General features: G+C 72.7%; 13 protein-coding genes and 1 pseudogene. 6 read left to right on the forward strand and 8 right to left on the reverse strand.

The window, feature by feature from the left end; all coding sequences use genetic code 11:
- Positions 1 to 59: 59 nt before the first annotated feature.
- The 4 genes from H343_RS0111365 to H343_RS0111380 form a co-directional block, all read right to left on the reverse strand.
- Entirely contained in the window at positions 60 to 1,571 is a 1,512-nt protein-coding gene (locus tag H343_RS0111365; RefSeq protein WP_028431238.1) for a phytoene desaturase family protein, read from the reverse strand.
- 341 nt (positions 1,572 to 1,912) lie between these two features.
- Positions 1,913 to 2,572, reverse strand: a complete 660-nt coding sequence (locus H343_RS0111370; protein WP_028431239.1) for a TetR/AcrR family transcriptional regulator — start codon at positions 2,570 to 2,572, stop codon at positions 1,913 to 1,915.
- Positions 2,573 to 2,636: 64 nt separating this feature from the next.
- Complete coding sequence (locus tag H343_RS0111375) at positions 2,637 to 4,718, reverse strand: YhgE/Pip domain-containing protein (RefSeq protein WP_028431240.1); 2,082 nt, start codon at positions 4,716 to 4,718, stop codon at positions 2,637 to 2,639.
- Entirely contained in the window at positions 4,690 to 5,511 is an 822-nt protein-coding gene (locus H343_RS0111380) for an ATP-binding cassette domain-containing protein (RefSeq protein WP_028431480.1), read from the reverse strand. The genes H343_RS0111375 and H343_RS0111380 overlap by 29 nt, the downstream gene beginning before the upstream one ends.
- Positions 5,512 to 5,846: 335 nt before the next feature.
- On the opposite strand from H343_RS0111380, the pseudogene H343_RS30175 reads away from it, so the two are divergent.
- The 3 genes and pseudogenes from H343_RS30175 to H343_RS0111400 all read left to right on the forward strand — a co-directional run.
- Positions 5,847 to 6,329: pseudogene (locus tag H343_RS30175) on the forward strand (SAV_6107 family HEPN domain-containing protein); the annotation flags it as partial.
- Positions 6,330 to 6,601: 272 nt separating this feature from the next.
- The gene (locus H343_RS0111395) at positions 6,602 to 7,363 is read left to right on the forward strand and encodes a methyltransferase (RefSeq protein ID WP_028431241.1); all 762 of its coding nucleotides are present in this window, start codon (positions 6,602 to 6,604) and stop codon (positions 7,361 to 7,363) included.
- A gap of 293 nt (positions 7,364 to 7,656) precedes the next feature.
- Positions 7,657 to 8,082 (forward strand): DUF3040 domain-containing protein, encoded by a 426-nt coding sequence (locus H343_RS0111400; RefSeq protein WP_028431242.1) that lies wholly within the window; start codon positions 7,657 to 7,659, stop codon positions 8,080 to 8,082.
- Between the two features lie 343 nt (positions 8,083 to 8,425).
- Here H343_RS0111400 and H343_RS0111405 read toward each other — a convergent pair whose 3' ends face one another.
- The 4 genes from H343_RS0111405 to H343_RS30180 all read right to left on the reverse strand — a co-directional run bounded on the left by H343_RS0111405 (position 8,426) and on the right by H343_RS30180 (position 14,079).
- The gene (locus H343_RS0111405; protein ID WP_028431243.1) at positions 8,426 to 10,819 is read right to left on the reverse strand and encodes a transglutaminase TgpA family protein; all 2,394 of its coding nucleotides are present in this window, start codon (positions 10,817 to 10,819) and stop codon (positions 8,426 to 8,428) included.
- Positions 10,816 to 12,393: a DUF58 domain-containing protein gene (locus H343_RS0111410; protein WP_106958826.1), complete on the reverse strand. Its 1,578-nt coding sequence runs from the start codon at positions 12,391 to 12,393 to the stop codon at positions 10,816 to 10,818. The genes H343_RS0111405 and H343_RS0111410 overlap by 4 nt, the downstream gene beginning before the upstream one ends.
- Positions 12,393 to 13,427 (reverse strand): AAA family ATPase, encoded by a 1,035-nt coding sequence (locus H343_RS0111415; RefSeq protein WP_028431245.1) that lies wholly within the window; start codon positions 13,425 to 13,427, stop codon positions 12,393 to 12,395. Before H343_RS0111415 ends, H343_RS0111410 begins: the two co-directional genes overlap by 1 nt.
- A 73-nt stretch (positions 13,428 to 13,500) precedes the next feature.
- Positions 13,501 to 14,079 (reverse strand): beta-class carbonic anhydrase, encoded by a 579-nt coding sequence (locus H343_RS30180; protein WP_037903446.1) that lies wholly within the window; start codon positions 14,077 to 14,079, stop codon positions 13,501 to 13,503.
- 525 nt (positions 14,080 to 14,604) lie between these two features.
- Between H343_RS30180 and rsmH the strand changes: the two genes are divergently transcribed.
- Genes rsmH through H343_RS0111435 form a run of 3 tightly spaced genes read left to right on the forward strand, consistent with a single transcriptional unit; the run spans position 14,605 to position 17,935 of the window.
- A complete protein-coding gene (gene rsmH, locus H343_RS0111425; RefSeq protein WP_037903518.1) occupies positions 14,605 to 15,537 on the forward strand; it encodes a 16S rRNA (cytosine(1402)-N(4))-methyltransferase RsmH in 933 nt (310 codons plus the stop codon).
- Positions 15,534 to 15,911: a cell division protein FtsL gene (ftsL, locus tag H343_RS0111430; RefSeq protein WP_028431247.1), complete on the forward strand. Its 378-nt coding sequence runs from the start codon at positions 15,534 to 15,536 to the stop codon at positions 15,909 to 15,911. Before rsmH ends, ftsL begins: the two co-directional genes overlap by 4 nt.
- Positions 15,908 to 17,935, forward strand: a complete 2,028-nt coding sequence (locus H343_RS0111435; protein WP_028431248.1) for a peptidoglycan D,D-transpeptidase FtsI family protein — start codon at positions 15,908 to 15,910, stop codon at positions 17,933 to 17,935. Before ftsL ends, H343_RS0111435 begins: the two co-directional genes overlap by 4 nt.
- Positions 17,936 to 18,184: the final 249 nt, after the last annotated feature.

Below are 18,184 nucleotides of genomic sequence, written 5' to 3' on the forward strand. Positions count from 1 at the left end.
CGTTCCTCGACGACCGTCCGGACACCGTCGGCCGCGCGGCGCTCCGGCGGAGCAGTCCCTCACCGCGAGCCTCGCCAGCCGTCCCCCTCCACGATCAGTCCGGCGACCAACGCGCCGGACATTCCGGCATGTGCCGTCCCGCCGCCCGGATGCGCCCAGCCGCCCGCGTGGTAGAGCCCTTCGGTTGCCGTCCTGTTGGGCGGACGCACATCTCCGGCCCGTCTCGCCCGCGCGCCCAGTCCGCCGCGTGCGCTCGGCCCGGCCAGCGCGGGCGGAGGCACCAGCCCGCCGGGAACACCCGTCTCCGCCTCGATGTCGGCGGGCGAACGCACCTCCCGCCACAGCACACGCCCGCCCAGGCCCAGTCCTGCCGCATCGGCCGCAGCGACGAGCCGGTCCGCCAGCAGGGATGCGTCCTCCCGGCAGCGGACCTCCTCCGCCCCGACGGTCACCGACAGCACGGCCGTCTCGTGCCCGTCGTCCGGGCAGAGTGAAGGGTCGTCCGGGCGGAGCACGGTCAGTGGCTGTCCAGGTGCGTCCGCCCGGTGCACGACCGTGCGGTGCACGGTTCCCTCCGGCCGGGCGCCGCGAAGCGCGAGGAGCACCGTGAGTCGGGAGGTGGCGGGCACGCCCGCCGCCTGCGCGGGGGGCACGTCCGTGCGCAGCAGCGGACGGAAGCTTCCGGCGACCACGGCGTCCGCGTCCGCGTCCGCGTCGGTCTCCGCCGCTCCGGCCAGCTCCAGCCCCGAGACCCGGCCGCCGTCCTCGCGGACGCCCAGTACCTCCGTGCCGAAGTGGAACTCCACCTTGCGCTCCCGGCAGCGCTCGTACAGCGCACGGGCCAACTCGCGTATCCCGCCGCGTACGTACCAGCTGCCGAAGGTGTGCTCCAGATACGCCAGCACCGTCGCGCTGGCGGGGGCCCACCGCGGGTCCAGGCCGTAGGCGTGCGCGTGGCTGGCCAGGAGGGAGACGAGGCGCGGATCGCGCAGTTCGTGCTCGGCGACCTCTTCGAGAGCCGGGGGGCGCCGGCGCAGCAGACCTCCGCGGCGCAGGGCCGGGTAGGGGTCCTGGGTGAAGGCTTCCCCGGGCGTGCCCGCCGAGGCTTCGCCGGCGGACGACGACGCGCTCAGCGGCTCCTCCAGCAGCGGGCGCCGGGTGGCGTCCCAGACCGTACGGGCGCGGGAGAGCAGGTCCGTCCAGCGCTCGCCCGTCCCCGCGCCCAGGGCGCCGTCCAGCGCGTCGATCGTGCCGGCGCGCGAGGCGTGCGGGAGGGAGACGGACGTCCCGTCGGCGAAGACGTGCCGCACGGCCGGATCGGGCCGGACCAACTCCACCCGCTTCTCCAGCGGTTCCCGGCCCGTCTTGACGAACAGGTCGCGGTAGACGGCGGGCAGGTGCAGCAGTCCGGGGCCGGTGTCGAAGCGGAAGCCGTCGCGCTCGTAGCGCCGGACACCGCCTCCGTAGGTCTCCGTGCGCTCGTAGACCCTCACCTCGTGCCCCGCGACAGCCAGTCGCGCCGACGCCGCCATCGCGCCCAGTCCGGCGCCGATCACCGCAATGCGTGCCATGACGAGGGACTTTAGCCTGACGGGACCGCGACCCGTGCAGGCGGCCGTGCCCCTGATGGGGCGGGGTGCGCAGGTCTGAGTAGCGCTACCTAGTCCGCCGGTTGAGTATCCGAGCGGATGGGCGGAGATCCGTGCGGACGGCAGAGTTACGGCCATGGCAAGGGGCGCCGCTCCGGTACCGCCGGCACGGGGCGGCGGAACGGAGCGGCCCCCTTGCCAGGGGGAAGCGGGGTCACGGGGGCCCCGCGCGGGGGACGGGGAAACGGGGGACGACCGTGCGCAGCCCCTTGGACCGGGTTGTCATGGAGGCGCCTGCTCGGGACTGCGGGCGCGTCCATCGGCTACCGGGGCTGCGCACACCCCCCGACCCGCCCCTGCAGAAGCAGTGACAGCGCGCCGTGCACCTCGTCCAGGGAGCGCTCCGGCTGGAACGCCTTCCAGTCCAGGGCGGCCACCAGCACCATGCCCACCAGGGCGGAGGCGGTGAGGGGGATGTCGATGTCCCCGCTCAGCTCCCCTTCCTCGACACCGGAGCGCAGCTGCTCCTCCACCACGGCGACTGCCTCCTTGCGGACGGTCATCAGGGTGGAGTTCCAGGCGCGGTTGGTGCGCCACAGTTCGGCGACGTAGAGCTGCGTGAAGGCCGGGTAGCGGTCGATGAAGGCCAGTCCGGCGCGGACCATCGCATCGAGAGCGTCGACCCGTCCGCGGCCCGCCTCCTCCGCCGCGCGGGCGGCCTCCTGCAGGTCGGCGGTGAGCAACTCCACACCGTGCCGCAGCAGTTGCTCGAACAGTTCGTTCTTGCTGGTGAAGTTGTAGTACACCGTTCCCTTGGCGACGCCGGCGCGCTCGGCGATCTCGTCCACCGTTGTGGCGGAGAAGCCCTGTTCGGCGATGAGCGTCACCGCCGCCCGGAACAGCTTCTCGCGCGTGGGGTTCCTTCCGCGCCGGGCACGAGCGCCGCCCGTACGGTCGCCGTCACCCGCTGTGGTACTCGTCATGCACCGATCCTCCTCCCACGGGCGCCGTCCACGGACACGGCCGGGCTCCCGGCGCGGTCGCGGCTCACAGCGCGATCTCCGGGTGCAGCCGTTCGAGCGTCCACACCTGTCTGCGCCGTGCGGTGGCCGCCGTGAGGGCGAGCGCGCCCCCGGTGAAGGCGAGCAGCACCAGGCACGCACGCCACACCGGCCACAGTTCGCCCCCGGTGATGAGATGGCGCAGCCCCTCCACGACGTAAGTCATCGGAAGGAAGGGATGCACGGCGTTGAAGAAGCCGGGGCTCGTCTCGATGGGATACGTGCCCCCGGCGGACGTCAGCTGCAGCATGAGCATCGCCAGTACGAGAATGCGTCCCGCCGGCCCGAACCGGGCGTTGAGCAGCTGCACGATCGCGGTGAAGCACAGCGTCACCAGCAGTACGAAGCCCACTGTGCCCGCGCCGCGCGCCAGTTGCAGCCCCAGCCCCCAGTGCAGCACGCTCAGCAGGGCGCCCGCCTGCAGGGCACCGATCGACGCGACCGGCAGCCAGCCGGCGAGCGCGACGCGTCCGGCCGGGGCTCCCGCGGCCAGGGCACGCCTGTTGAGGGGCTGGAGCAGCATGTACGCGATCATCGCACCCACCCACAGCGCGAGCGGGACGAAGTACGGTGCGAAACCCGTGCCGTAGTTGGGCGCGGAGTGTGCGCTGGTGGAGGAGAGACCCACGGGGTCGGCCATCACGCCCGTACGGTCCTCGCGCTCCTGCTTGTCGTAGTCGGGGATCTTCTTCGCACCGTCGTGCAGTCCGCCCGACAGCTTCGCCGAGCCGTCCGCGAGTTTGAACATGCCGCCGTTGAGCGTGCCGGCGCCTTCGGTCAGCTCGCCGATGCCCGAGTTCAGCCGTGCGGCCCCGCTCTCGGTACGGGCGAGGCCGGCCTCCAGTTTGTCCGCTCCTCCGGAGACCCGCTGAGCGCCCTTGTTGAGCTTTTCGACCTGTTCGACGGCGCTGTCGAGGTCCTTCCCGAGGTGCGGGGCACGCTCCGCGAGCGCGTTCGCCCGGGTGTTGAGGCCGCCGAGACGGTCGCCGAGCCGGGTGAGCCCGTTCTGCTCCTCGATGACGGCGTTGACGTCCGCGGCGATGCCGGCCGTTCTCTCCGCGGCGTCCCGGGCCTTCTTCAGCTGCGGGCAGGAGGAGATCTCTTCGGCCGGTTCCGTGCAGCGTGCCCGGTACTGTGCGGCGAGCGCGTCCGCGGCCTCGCGGGAGTCGCTCTGCGCCTTGCGCGCGGCGCCGGGCAGCTTGTCGAGGTCGTCCTTGAGGGCCTTTGTCGTACGGGCGACGGAACGGGCCGTCGCGCCGATCTCGTCACCGTGCTCGTCGAGGAAGGGCCGTGCCCTGCCCGCCGCACCTGAGACCTTGTCGGCGAGCTTCTGCGTACCGGCGGCCACCTGCCCGGAACCCTTGCTGAGCTTTTCCGCGCCGGTGTGCAGCCGCTGCGTGCCGCTCTTGAGCGTGGCGCTGCCCTTCCCGGCGTCCTCCAGGCCGTCCTCGATCCTTCCGGCGCCCTTCTTCGCGCGGCCGATGCCGTCCTGGAGTCCGTCCGCGCCTTCCGCGGCCTTCGCGGTCCGGTCGTGCAGCGTGGAGAAGGAGATGAAGATCCTGTCGTAGAAGCCGCGGGAGGCCTTGCTGGAGGCGGCGGCCCGTACCTCGGAGAAGACGGAGCGGGAGATCTGCCCGACGATGTAGTTGCCGGCGTCGTCGGTGCGCACCTTCAGCGCACCGGTCCGTGGGCTGTCGCCGGAGCTGGAGGCGACCCGCTCGCTGAAGTCGGCCGGGACGGTCAGCGACAGGTAGTAGCGGCCCTCCGCGACCCCTTCCCGCGCGTCGGCGGCGTCGGTCTCGTGCCAGTCGAAGGTGTCGCTGCCGTGCAGGCCCTCCGCGACGGAGTCGCCGGCGTTCAGCCGTCCGCTGTCGGTCCTGGCGCCCCGGTCCTCGTTGACGAGCGCGACGGGCACCCTGTCGAGGCGTTCGTAGGGATTCCAGAACGACCAGAGGTACAGCGCCCCGTACAGCAGCGGCAGAAGCAGCATCGCTGCCATCGCCGCACGCGGAAGCCGGCCCCTGCCGAACCGCTTGAGCTCAAGCGCGGCCAGTCTCGGCGAGCGCATCCGCGGCCTCCTCCTTCGTCTCCCCGGTCTCCTCCGCCGAACGTGCGGACGTCGCCGGCCCGTCCGCCGCTTCGCTCCGCCCTGTGCGCGCGGGGACGACGACGGCGCCCCGGGGCGCCCCGCTGCACACGGCCAGCACGGTCGTGCCGCTGTCCGCGATCGAACGCAACAGCGCCCACGCCTCCTCGCGTTCGGCCTCCGGGAGCTTCAGGTCCACGTCGTCCACGGCCAGCAGCCGGGGCTCACCGAGCAGAGCGAGCGCCACGGACAGCCGCAGGGTCTCCAGCCGTTCCAGGTCCCGCACGCGCGTACGGGACCCCTTCGGCAGGACGTCCAGGTCGAGGCCGGCGGCGCTCAGCGCGGAGCCGAGACGGGCGAGGGAGCCGGCGGCCCTCCGTCCGCGCGGACGGAGGAGCTCCGCCAACGAGCCCCCGAACCGCCGCCGCAGCAGCACCTGTTCACGCAACTGCTCGGCCACGGACAGGGAAGGTTCGAGGTCGCTGACCCCGGGGACGGCGCCGAGCGCGCTGATCCGCCGCACGGCCGAGAGCTGCCGGGGCAGCGTGTGGCCCCCCACCGTGGCCCGGCCCGCTGTCGCCTTCATACGTCCGGTGAGTGCCAGGAGCAGGCAGGTGCGGCCCGAGCCCGACGGGCCCTCGATCGCGACGAGTGAGCCGGGCGGCGCCTCGAAGCTGACCTCGCCGAAGACCGGGCCGCGCGGACCGTCGAGTGCGAAGCCCTCGGCGGCGATCGCCGCGCCCGTGCCGGAAGCCGCGCCCGTGCCGGAACCCATGTCCCTGCCGGAACCCGCTCCCGTGCCCGCGTCGCTGCTTTCGCCGTCCCTCCCGCGGGGTTCGCGTGGTGGGTCGCTCATGGCTCTCTGCCCTTCCTCCCGGTGGCCGGGGAGTTCGCTTTTGCACTGACTGGTCAGTTCAAAAGTATGCCGCACTCCGCCGGGCCAGGCGAACCGGGCCCGAAGTGGGCCGCCACCGTGGGGACTTGGCGCCGAGTGTGCGGACTTCAGGTGCAGAGAAGCCCCTTTGGGCTGGTCAGCGCCGTTGTCAGTGGCATGCGCCACGATGTGCGCATACGGCCGAACCATCGGAAGCGCCAGACGACGACAGGAGGTTGGTTCCCGTGCAGCGACCCTCTCGGGGAGCACCCCCGAACTCCCTGCCCGCGAGCGATGTCCACCCCGTACTGCGCCGTGCCTCCGCTCCGCCCGCCGCGCTCGACCTGCTCGCGCAGGCACAGCACGGGCTGGACGAGGCGGCAGCGATGGAGACGGCGAACGAGAGATACGCCACCGCGCACCTGGCCGCACTCCGCACCGCCGCCGCCGTTCTCGCCGTCCGCGGCCGTCCCGAGAGCAGCGAGCGGCGCAGACGGGCCATCCGCAGCGCGTGGGAGGTCCTGCCCGAGGCCGCACCCGAACTGGCCGAGTGGAGCGTCCTGTTCGCCTCCGGCGCATCCAGGCGTGCCCGCGCCGAGGCGGGCATACAGGGCGCGGCGAGCTGGCGTGAGGCCGACGACCTGGTCCGCGACACCGAGGTCTTCCTGCGGCTCGTGGAGCGGATGCTGGTCTCCCAGCCCGCGCTGCCGCAGCCGCGCGTCGCCTCCGCCGACGACGCACTTCCGCGCCCGTCGCCGGCCCGGGCGGCATCCGGGCCGCAGGCCCCTCCGGCGGCCCCTCCGGCGGCTCCTCCGCCGGGTCCGCAGGCGTCGGCGGCGCGTCCCGCGGGGCGGGCGGGTCCGCCCCTGGCAGAGCCCGCGCACCGGCGGCCGCGTGCGGGATAGAGCCCTGCCCGCCGTGGCGGGGATCACCGTGGATGAGAGGCAATAGGGTGGGGCGCGCACGTCCCTGAGCCGCCGAGGAGCAACTCATGTCCCGCCCGAGCGCATCCCTTCGTACCGCCGTGGTCTGGGAAGTCCTGCAAGGCGCCCTCGACCGGCGGGCCAAGGCCGCGGGCAAGGAGTCGCTGGACGTCCTCGACACCGGTGGCGGCACCGGAAACTTCGCTGTGCCCGTGGCCGAGCTGGGCCACCGGGTCACCGTCGTCGACCCCAGTCCCAACGCGCTGTTCGGGCTGGAACGGCGCGCCGCCGAGGCCGGAGTGGCAGACCGGGTACGCGGGGTGCAGGGCGACGCCCACGGTCTCTTCGACGTCGTGGACCGCGGCGGCCACGACGTCGTCCTGTGTCACGGAGTCCTGGAGCACGTCGACGATCCCGCCGAGGGCATGCGCAACGTCGTCGCCGCGCTGCGCCCCGGGGGCGGCACCCTCAGCCTGCTCGCCGCCGGGCTCGGCGGCGCCGTTCTGGGACGTGCCATCGCCGGCCACTTCACCGAGGCGCGGCACGCGCTCACCGCGGCGGACGGCCGCTGGGGCGAGAGCGACCCGATGCCCCGGCGCTTCACCGCCGAGCAGCTGACCGAACTGGTCGGTGCCACGGGTCTGGCGATCGCTTCCGTGCACGGGGTCCGTGTCTTCGCCGATCTGGTCCCCGGGGCGCTGGTCGACACAGAACCGGACGCGCAGGAGGCACTGGCGCGGCTGGAGGCGGCCGCTTCCGAACTGCCCGCCTTCCAGGCCGTCGCCAGTCAGGTGCATGTCTTGGCCGAGGCGCGGTACCACGAGCGGTGAGAGACCGGTCCGGGCACACAGCCCGGGGCGGACCGGCAGGCAGAGAGGCAGTGGGCCGTAGCTCACCCGATCAGCTGTTGACCGCCGTATGATCGGAGCACACCGTTCGGCATGGCGGAAAGGCGGTGCGGGAATGCACGGATTGAACGGGTCCGCGCCCGCACCTACGTCCGCCATCTCGGCCCCGGTGGGAGGTATTGGCGCAGAGGGGCGGGTTTCACGGGGGCGATTCCCTGCCTATCCTTGGAAAGTCGCATCCGGTCGCCCCCGCGACCGACGAGTAGGAGGACTCCGTGCCGCTCTCTGAGCACGAGCAGCGCATGCTCGAGCAGATGGAGCGAGCGCTGTACGCCGAAGATCCCAAGTTCGCGACAGCGCTCGAGGGAAGTGAGCTGCGCAGGTACACCCGCAAGCGGGTCTACCAGGCCGTTGCAGGCTTTCTTGTGGGCATCGCCCTGCTCATGGCCGGAATGGTCGCGCAGCAGATCTGGATCAGCGTCGTGGGTTTCCTCGTCATGCTCGGATGCGCCGTGCTCGCGGTCACCGGCTGGCGCAAGGCCCCCAAGAACGGCGAGCAGCAGGAGCAGCAGGGTGCCGCCGCCCAGGGCGGGAGCGGAGGCGGCGGCGGGACGCCCGCCCGCCGTCAGCCACGTGCCCGTCGTTCGATGATGAACCGTATCGAGGAGCGGTGGCAGCGCCGCCGCGACGAAGGCCAGTAGCACCGGGCATCAGAGCCGTTGCGGCGTCCTCCTCAGTGGCATCTCTTCGGGGTTGTCCTTCCGCACTCCGGAAGGACAACCCCGAAGCTGTGCCGTGCCCGGTACGTGTGGGACTGCCGGCCCTGAGCCGCGGGACGGTACGCAGCCCTCAGCGGGCCCTGCGCGGCCCGTACGCAGCCGTGCGCCGGACGGCGGGCAGGGGGCCGGGAGCAGCCGCCCACAGCCACAGCCCACTGCGGCACGCACCGGCCACGGCCGGTCCCGCCGTGTGCGCCATGGGCCGTACGGCGTACGCCGTACGCCGCGGGCCCCTGCCCACGGCCTCGTCTGCACCCGGCACCGGCTACTTCGCGAAGCGCACTCGCAGCGCCCCCAGCCAGCGCTCCCGCAGCTCCGCCGCGCGCCGGGTCACGGCCCACGTCACCCGAACGGCCGAGGGAGGCATGAGCACCGCACGCAGACGCACTCCTCGAGGTGCCGCCTCACGCAGTGCCGCGGACACCTTGAGCACGTCCTCCCGCACTCCGTCCCCCGGCTGTGGCTGCGGTGCGTACAGCACACGCTCCACCCGCAGCGCCACCCGGTGTGCGATCCCGGCTGTCTCCGCGTCCAGCTCACCGATCCGTGCGATGCGCTCGGCCGCCTTCCGCGGCGTGGCGGACTCCTCGGGCACGATCCCGTGGTCCCAGCCGGTGTCGACCAGCTCACGCCAGGCGGCCAGCACCGCACCGCCCGGATCGGCCCCCGGAGCGGTTCCGTCACGGCCGCCGAGCCGTCGAGCCCGCGCTCTGACGCGCCACAGCATCGGCAGCATCGGCAGTCCCAGCACAAGCAGTGCGGCGGCGGTCACCCCCGCGACCGTGCTCACGGGGAATCCGCCGTCGCCGCCGCTGTCCGGGGCGGGAGCGGCCTGTCCGCACTCGGGGTCCAGCCGCTTCTCCTGCGCGGTGCACTCCTCGGACTCGGAGGGCGTCGGCGTCGGTTCGGGGTTCCCTCCGGGCTCCGGAAGCTGTTCGGCGGGGTTCTCACCGGTGTCGGGGATGTCCGGCTGCGCGTACGGCGGCGGCGAACCGCGTGTGGGTGTCGGCTCGAAGCGGGTCCAGCCGGCACCCTCGAAGTACAGCTCAGGCCAGGCGTGCGCGTCCTTCAGCCCGACCGCCATCCGGCCGTCGGCCTCCGCGGTCCCCGGTGTGAAACCGACCGCCACCCTGGCGGGGATGCCCATGGTGCGGGCCATGGCCGCCATCGAGAAGGCGAAGTGGACGCAGAAGCCCTCCTTCTGCTCCAGGAAGTTGACGATCGCGGCGGAACCGCTGCCCGCGCGGACCCGGGTGTCGTAGGTGAAGCCGCCCTCGGAGGCGAACCAGTCCTGGAGGCGCACCGCCCGTTCGTAGTCGTTCTCCGAGCCGCGCGTGACCTGAAGGGCGGTCCGCCGCACCAGCGACGGCAGCGAGTCCGGCACCTTCGTGTACTCCTGCGCGATACCGTCCGCCGGTTCCGCGGCCTGTCTGAGCTGACGTGCCGTCGGCTCCACGAGCAGGCTCTCCACCGAATAGCGCGCACCCCTCGTGTTCTGGCCGCGGTCGCCGACGAGGGTGCGGCCCTCCGGCTCGAAGCGCCAACGCCCGTCGATGTCGACCCGGTTGGCCGGATAGGGCATCGGCAGCCAGTTCTGGGCGTACCAGTCGGCCGCCGAGATGTTGGTGCGCACCTTCTGGGTCTTCACCTGCGGGGACAGGCCCGGCGGTGTGGGCAGCGGGTCGGGCACCGCGTCTATACGGCGCTCCGACGGCTTCCAGGACGCGCCGTCGAACTGGTCCAGGGCGACGATCCGCAGATACATCTCCTGGGTGTCCTGCGTGTTGGTGGTGTAGGTGAGCGCTGTGCGGTCCTCTGGCTGGTTGAGGCTGTCCTGCAGCGCCACCAGAGGGTTGACCGCCGAGACGGTTCCGCCGTTCTGGCCCACGCCGCCGCCGCTGCCCGCCGCGTCCAGCAGCCCGGTCCCCAGCGACGGAAGCAAGGCGGGAACGATCAGGGCGAGGCCGAGTGTCAGCGCACCGATCCGCCGGCCCGTCCGTACGGGCGCCACAGCGGGCCCGTCCACCGCGCCGGGCTGGTACGAGGGCGCACCGGGCCGCCCCCGGTCGGTGAAGATCCTTCCCCACTGGGAGAGCCGTTCGCGGCCCTCGGCGAGCAGCAGCAGCAGATAGCCGCCCGCGGCCAGCAGGAACCACGGCCAGTCCGCGCCGTCCCGTGAGAGCCCGGCCGCGACCGAGTAGAGCGCCAGCAGCGGCAGTCCGGCGGGAGCGGCGCTGCGGAACGTCACGGCGAGCGCGTCCACCAGCAGGCCGATCACCACGACGCCGCCCACCAGCATGAGCCGTATGCCGTCCGTCACCGGTGCCGGTATGGCGTACCGGCCGACGTCGTGGCCGCCCTGGTTCAGCAGGCGCCCGAACTCCTCGAAGACGGCAGGGCCCGGCAGCAGCCCGCCGACCGCCGCATCACGGGCGAAGACCAGCGTCAGCAGCAGCAGCGACACCAGCACCTGTGCCGTCACCGTCAGCGCACGCGCCAGCGGTACGCGGCGCGCCGCGGCACCCACCAGCGTCTGCACACCCAGCAGCGCCGCCGCCTGCAGCAGCCAGACCGCCGGGTCCACCAGCGGCAGCAGCGCACAGGCCGCAGCGAGGGTTGCCAGCGCCGCACAGAGAGCGAGCCGTCCCCGTCCGCTCATCGCTCCAGCCCCTTCACGGTCGTGTTGTCGGCCTCGTGCCACAGCGCGGACAGCGCGACGCCCGGGCCGCCCGGCAGGGCCGTCCAGCCCGCTTCGCGCAGTGCGCGCAGCGCACCGTCGTCCCCGGCCACCGTGACGGGCCGCGCGGCGGCCGGGGACGACGGTGCGGCGTCGCCGGCCACCGCGCCCGGCAGGCCGTCGGCGTGCACCGCCGGCGCGTCGCCGTTCTCCTCTCCGGCACCGAGGGAGGAGGTGAAGGCCACCGCCCGGTTCGTACGCTGCCGCATGCGCCCGACCGTGACCGCCTGCTCCTCGTCGAGTTCACCGAGGAAGGCGACCAGCAGCCCCTCCTGGCCGGCCGAGCCGCCGCGCAGCATGTCGTAGGCGTGGGACATGCCCGGTTCCGCCGAGTGCTCGATCAGGGCGAGGGTGTCCAGCAGCAGACCGGCCGTGTCGGAGGAGTCGCCGGCGAAGCCGACGCCCTCGGGGCCGGGGACCATCATTCCCGTGTCCGTCAGCAGCCGTACCGCGTAGCCCCGCTCCAGCAGGTGCAGACAGACCGACGCGGCGCCGGCGACGGCCCATTCGAAGGGGGAGTCGGGGCCCCCGCCCGCGTACGCGTCGCGGCGGGTGTCGAGCAGGACGGTGCACCGCGCCTTCTGCGGCTGTTCCTCCCGGCGCACCATCAGCTCGCCGTAGCGGGCGGTGGAGCGCCAGTGCACGCGGCGCACGTCGTCCCCGTGCCGGTAGCCGCGCGGGATGACATCGTCCTCACCGGCGAGTGCCAGGGAGCGCTGCCGGCCGTCGCCGTAGCCGGTGGCCTCGCCCGAGAGCCGCACCGGCGGCAGCGGTTCGGCCTGCGGGACCACGGTGAGCGTGTCGTACGTGCTGAAGGAGCGGGTCAGTTCGCACATCCCGAAGGGGTCCGTCAGCCGCAGCTGCAGCGGGCCCAGCTGGTAGCAGCCCCGCATGTCCGAGCGCACACGGTAGGACACCTCGCGCTGCCCGCCCGGCTCGACGCGGTCCAGCACGAAGCGGGGGCGCGGCCCCAGCACGTACGGCACACGGTCCTGCAGCATCAGCAGACCGGTCGGGAGCCGGGAGATGTTGTCGATCCGCAAGTGGACCCGGGCCTCCGCGCGCACGGTCACCCGTGCCGGTGAGAGCTTGCGCGACCCGGCCACGCGGTAGCGCGTGCGGTACAGCACCAGCACGCAGACCAGCGGCAGTGCCGCCAGCAGCATCCCGACGCGCAGCAGGTCCGTCTGTCCGAGGACGTACGCGCAGACCGCGGCCGCGAATCCGGCGGCGAGGAACGACCGCCCCCTGGTCGTGAGCCCGCCCAGAGCGGTACGCAAAGTGCCGCGCCGCTCCTGCTCGTTGTCCTGCCCGGACCCGCGGTCCGCGGCGGTTCCCAGGTCCCGCGCCCCTGGGCTGTCCGCAGCCGGCCCGCCGCCCCGCACCGGGCCGGGCAGCGGCGTTCCGCCTCCCGCCCGGCCGCCTCCCGGTCCCGTACGGTCCTGGCGGGCCGCCCGGTCGGGGCGGTCCGCGCCGTGGGCGGGAGAGGCGTCCATCAGTAACCTCGCGGCTGCTGCTGCCCGTATCCGTCCGGCCTGCCCAGAGCGCCTGCACCGCCGTCGGGAGCGGCCGCCGGCACGGGTACGCGCTGAAGGACCTCGGTGACCACCTGGTCGGCGGTCCGCCTGCTCAACTGCGCCTGTGCCGTGGGCAGCAGCCGGTGTGCCAGTACGGGCACCGCCAGGGCCTGCACGTCGTCCGGCAGGACGAACTCCCGTCCCGACAGAGCGGCCGCGGCACGCGCCGCCCGCAGCAGGTGCAGCGTCGCCCGCGGTGAGGCGCCCAGGCGCAGGTCCGCGTGCGTACGGGTCGCCGCGACCAGATCCACCGCGTAGCGACGCACCTGGCCTGCCACGTGGACGCCGCGCACGGCGTCGATCAGCTTGCTGATCTCGTGGGCGTGGGCCACCGGCTCCAGGTCCTCCAGCGGGGAGGCCGCGCCGTGCACGTCGATCATCTCCAGTTCGGCGGCCGGACTGGGATAGCCGATGGACACTCTCGCCATGAAACGGTCGCGCTGCGCCTCGGGCAGCGGATAGGTGCCCTCCATCTCGACCGGGTTCTGGGTGGCCACGACCATGAACGGCGACGGCAGCTCGTACGTCTGCCCGTCGATCGTCACATGGCGCTCCTCCATCGACTCCAGCAGCGCGGACTGGGTCTTGGGAGAGGCGCGGTTGATCTCGTCGCCGATGACGATCTGCGCGAAGATCGCTCCCGGCTTGAACTCGAAGTCCTGCCGGTGCTGGTCGTAGATGCTCACCCCGGTGATGTCCGAGGGCAGCAGGTCCGGTGTGAACTGGATGCGCCGCACGGAGCAGTCCACGGAGCGTGCCAGGGCCTTGGCGAGCATGGTCTTGCCGACGCCCGGCACGTCCTCGATCAGCAGGTGCCCCTCGGCGAGGAGCACGGTCAGCGAGAGCCGTACGACCTCGGGCTTCCCCTCGATCACAGACTCCATCGAGCGGCGCACGCGGTCCGCAGTGCCGCTCAGCTCGCTGAGGCCCGCTCGCTCGTCATAGGTCGTCACCGGCACTCCTCGGCCATCCCCGTCGCCCATCTGCTGCCTGCACACGCATTCTTCACGCCCGCGGGGCTCCGCGTCACGGTTCCGGGACGATCGCCGGGTCGATCTCTCGCAGCAGGCCCGTCTTCACGTCGAAGACGAAGCCGCGCACGTCGTCCGTGTGCAGCAGGAAGGGCGAGGTGCGTACGCGCTGCATGGACTGACGTACGTCCTGGTCCAGATCGGGGAACGCCTCGACCGCCCAGGAGGGCCGCTGGCCCACTTCCAGCTCCAGTTCGTGCCGGAAGTCCTCGGTCAGATTGAGCATTCCGCAGCCGGTGTGGTGGATGAGGACCACCGAGCGGGTGCCCAGGGCGCGCTGGCTGATCGTCAGGGACCGGATGATGTCGTCGGTGACGACACCGCCGGCGTTGCGGATGGTGTGGCAGTCGCCGAGTTCGAGACCGAGAGCCTCGTGCAGGTCGAGACGGGCGTCCATGCACGCGACCACGGCGACGTTGAGAACCGGACGGGCGTCCATGCCCGGGTCGCTGAACCGGGCGGCGTAGCGTGTGTTGGCCTCGACGAGGCGGTCGATGACGGTACCGGGGTTGCTGTGCTGGTCGTCGGCGTGGGACTGGGAAGGCGGCTGACCTTGCCGCTGTGGCGTCGACATGTGGACGACGGTAGACCGCTTGTGCGCCCGCGGCCCCCGGCAGGAGGGACGAATCGGTCGGAACGGCATTGTGTGAGGCACGCCACATGCCGTGAACCCCCCTGCCAACGCGCCTCGGCGCTGGTTGACCGAAGGGACGAGTGGACTAAAGTGACGCGAAGTGGGAGGCGAGACGCTCCCCGGGGCCCGGACTTCTCGCGTGCGCTGTGCATACGTGCGGCTCGGCCTCCTCCCGCTCCAGGCCTCCGGCGCTCTCTTCCCCGGCTCCGGCGGGCACTTCCCCTCAGAGCGGGCGGGGACCAAGCAGCACGTGGGCAGGAAGGGCGCATGACCACCGACGAGCAGCCCGCCGGCAGGCAGCCCACCGGCGGGGGAGTCCCCGGCGGGCAGCCCGCCGGCGCCCGTACCTCACCGACGGGTCCGGCCCCCGCCGGACCGTTCGGTCCCGCCGGCCCCGCAGCAGCCTCCGGCGCCGCCGCTTCCGGCGGCTTCGACGCATCCGACCGTGAGCGGCACAGCCCCGTGATGCTGCGGCGCTGCCTGGATCTGCTCGGTCCGGCCCTCGCGGAACCCGGAGCCACGGTCGTCGACTGCACTCTCGGCCTCGGCGGCCACGGTGAGGCACTGCTCGCCACCTTCCCCGCCGCCCGGCTGATCGGGCTCGACAGGGACCAGGAGGCGCTGAGGCTGGCCGGGCGGCGTCTGGCTCCGTACGGCGACCGCGCCACCCTCGTGCACGCCGTCTACGACGAACTGCCCGACGTCCTCGAACGGCTCGGTGTCCCGCGCGTACAGGGCGTCCTGTTCGATCTGGGGGTCTCCTCGATGCAGCTGGACGAGGCCGAGCGCGGTTTCGCCTACGCGCGGGACGCGCCCCTCGACATGCGCATGGACCAGACGCGCGGCCGAAGCGCCGCCGACGTCCTCAACACATACCCGCCCGGCGAACTGGTCCGGCTGCTGCGCGCGTACGGCGAGGAGAAGCAGGCCAAGCGCATCGTCGAGGCCGTCGTGCGGGAGCGGGCCAGGGAGCCCTTCAGCAACAGCGCCCGGCTCGTGGAGCTGATCCGGGACGCGCTGCCGCAGGCGGTGAAGCGGACGGGCGGCAACCCCGCCAAGCGCACCTTCCAGGCCCTGCGCATCGAGGTGAACGGCGAACTCGACGTGCTGGAGCGCGCGGTGCCGGCCGCGGTCGGCCGCCTCGCCGTCGGGGGCCGCATCGCCGTGCTCTCGTACCACTCGCTGGAGGACCGGCTCGTCAAGCGGGTGCTGACCGCCGGCGCCGCCAGTACCGCGCCGCCGGGGCTGCCCGTCGTGCCCGAGCAGTACCAGCCGAGGCTCAAGCTGCTCACACGGGGTGCCGAGCTTCCCAGCGAGGACGAGACCGCCGAGAACCGCCGCGCGGCCCCCGCCAGGCTGCGCGGCGCCGAGCGCATCAGGGAGGCGCACAGCGCATGAGTGCACAGCAGCGGCTGCTCCGGCTCGCACGTCTGGTTCCCGCCGGGGCCTCGTCGGCGGCCCGTGCCCCTTTCGTGCTTCTGGTCGTTCTGATACTGGGCGCAGGCCTGCTGGGGCTGCTGCTGCTCAACGCCTCCGTCAACCAGGGCTCGTTCCGGCTCAGCAAGCTGGAGAAGCAGACCGATGAGCTGACGGACGAGCAGGAGGCGCTGCAGCAGGAGGTCGACTCATATTCCGCGCCGGGCGCCCTGGAGAAACGTGCCCGCGGTCTGGGCCTCGTGCCCGGCGGCACCCCCGCGTTCCTGGAGCACGACGGCACGGTGAAAGGGCGGCCCGAGAAGGCCACGGGCGACCCGCGGCAGGAGGAGCGGTGAGCGAACGCCCCCGGGACCCGCGCCGCCCCGGCCGTCCCTCCCCGCGTACGGGCCGGGGCGCGGGTGCCGCCAAGTCCCGTGCCACGGGCGGAGCCGCGGGCAGGAACCCGGGAAGGGACCCGGGCAGGAACAAGGCCGCGGACCGCACGAAGGCGTCCGGCCCCGGCAGGCCGCCGGTGCCCTCGCAGGGAAGCAGACTGCGCCTGGCGCGCGCCCGTCCGCGGCTGCGGCTGATCGCCTTCGCACTCACCTTCACCATGCTGGCCTTCACGGTGCGCCTGCTCCAGGTGCAGGCGGTCGACGCCGGCGCGTTCGCCGACAAGGCCGCCGTCAACCGCTACATCACCGTGCCGCTCGCCGCGGAGCGCGGCACCGTCTCCTCGCGGGACGGTACGGCGCTCGCCACGACCGTCGACGCCTACGACGTGACCGCCGACCCGTTCCTCTTCACACGTGAGCAGACCGACATCGCGGACGCACCCGAGCGGGCCGCGGCCCTGCTCGCGCCCGTGCTGCACGAGGACGAGCAGGAACTGACCCGGAAGCTGTCGAAGAAGAACACCCGGTACGTGCTCCTGGCGCGCCAGGAGACACCGCGTACGTGGCAGAAGATCAAGAAGCTGAAGAGCGAGGTCGCCGAGAAGGCCGATCCGGCGGACGTGCTCGCGGGGGTCTACCGCGAGAAGCACCCCAAGCGGATCTACCCCAACCGGGAACTGGCCTCCTCCGTTCTCGGCTTCGTCAACTCGGAGGGCAAGGGCGGTGCGGGCGTCGAGGCAATGCTGAACAAGCAGCTGGCCGGGCGGAACGGCAAGATCACCTACGCCCAGTCCGGCGGCCGTCAGGTGCCCACCGCGGGCAAACGCGAGCACCCTGCACGCGCCGGTGCCGATGTGCAGCTCACCCTCGACCGCGACATCCAGTGGGCCGCGCAGCAGGCCGTCGGCGAGCAGATCACCGAGTCCGACGCCGACAGCGGCTACGTCATCGTCCAGGACACCCGAACCGGTGAACTCCTGGCCATGGCGAGCGCCCCGGACTTCGATCCGAACGACATCTCGCGCGCCGACCCCCGTGCCCTGGGTGACGCCGCCGTGCAGGACGCCTACGAGCCGGGCTCCACCAGCAAGGTGATGTCGATGGCCGCGGTGCTCGAGGAGGGCAGGGCCACGCCGCTCACGGAGGTGACCGTACCCAACCGGCTCAAGCGCGCCGACCGGGCCTTCGCCGACGACGTCGACCACGAGACCTGGCACCTGACGCTCAACGGGGTGCTCGCCAAGTCCAGCAACATCGGAACGATCCTCGCCACCGAGCAGCTGGGGGACACCCAGAAGGAGGCCAACAAGGTCCTCCACCGGTATCTGAGCGAGTTCGGCATCGGGCGGCCCACCGGCCTCGGGCTGCCCGGGGAGACGGCCGGAATCCTGGAGGAGCCCGGCAAGTGGAGCGCCTCCCAGCAGTACACGATCCCCTTCGGCCAGGGCCTGTCCCTCAACGCCGTGCAGGCCGCCTCGATCTATTCGACCATCGCCAACGGCGGCGTACGGAAGGCCCCTTCGATCGTACGCGGAACGACCGGCGCGGACGGCACCTTCACCCCCGCGGCCGAGCCGGACAAGCGGCGTGTGGTCAGCGAGGAGACCGCCAGGACCCTCGCCCGGATGCTGGAGTCGGTCGTCAGCGACATGGAGGGTACGGGCACCACCGCGAAGATCCCCGGCTACCGGGTCGCGGGCAAGACCGGTACGGCCAACCGGGTGGACCCGCGGACCGGCCGCTACGACGGATACACCTCGTCCTTCGCGGGCTTCGCGCCCGCCGACAAGCCGCGGGTGACCGTCTACTGCGCCGTGCAGAACCCCAAGAAGGGAAGCTACTTCGGCAGTGACGTGTGCGGGCCCGTCTACAAGAAGGTCATGAAGTTCGCCCTGAAGTCCCTGCAGATCCCTCCGACCGGGGCAAAGGCAGACCCGCTGCCGGTCAGCGCCGCGAAGGACCGCAAGAAGGAGGACGAGGGGTGAGCCGGGGGAACCGGCCCGTGCGGCCGTACGCGGCACCTGGGAGCGTGCACCCGGCAGCGCCACGCCCGGCCGGACGCCGCCCCTCCGTGGAGCCCCTCGCTTCGCGGCACAGCCCTCCCGCCCGGTACGCTCACCGCCGTGCCACAAGCTGATCAGAACTCCCTCCCGCGCTCCGCGGGAGGCCGCCCAGTCACCAGGTCTCCGCAGCCGACGACGGACGTCACCTCGGGGCCGCCCCGGCCTGCGGAC

The organism is Streptomyces sp. TAA204, from assembly GCF_000424965.1.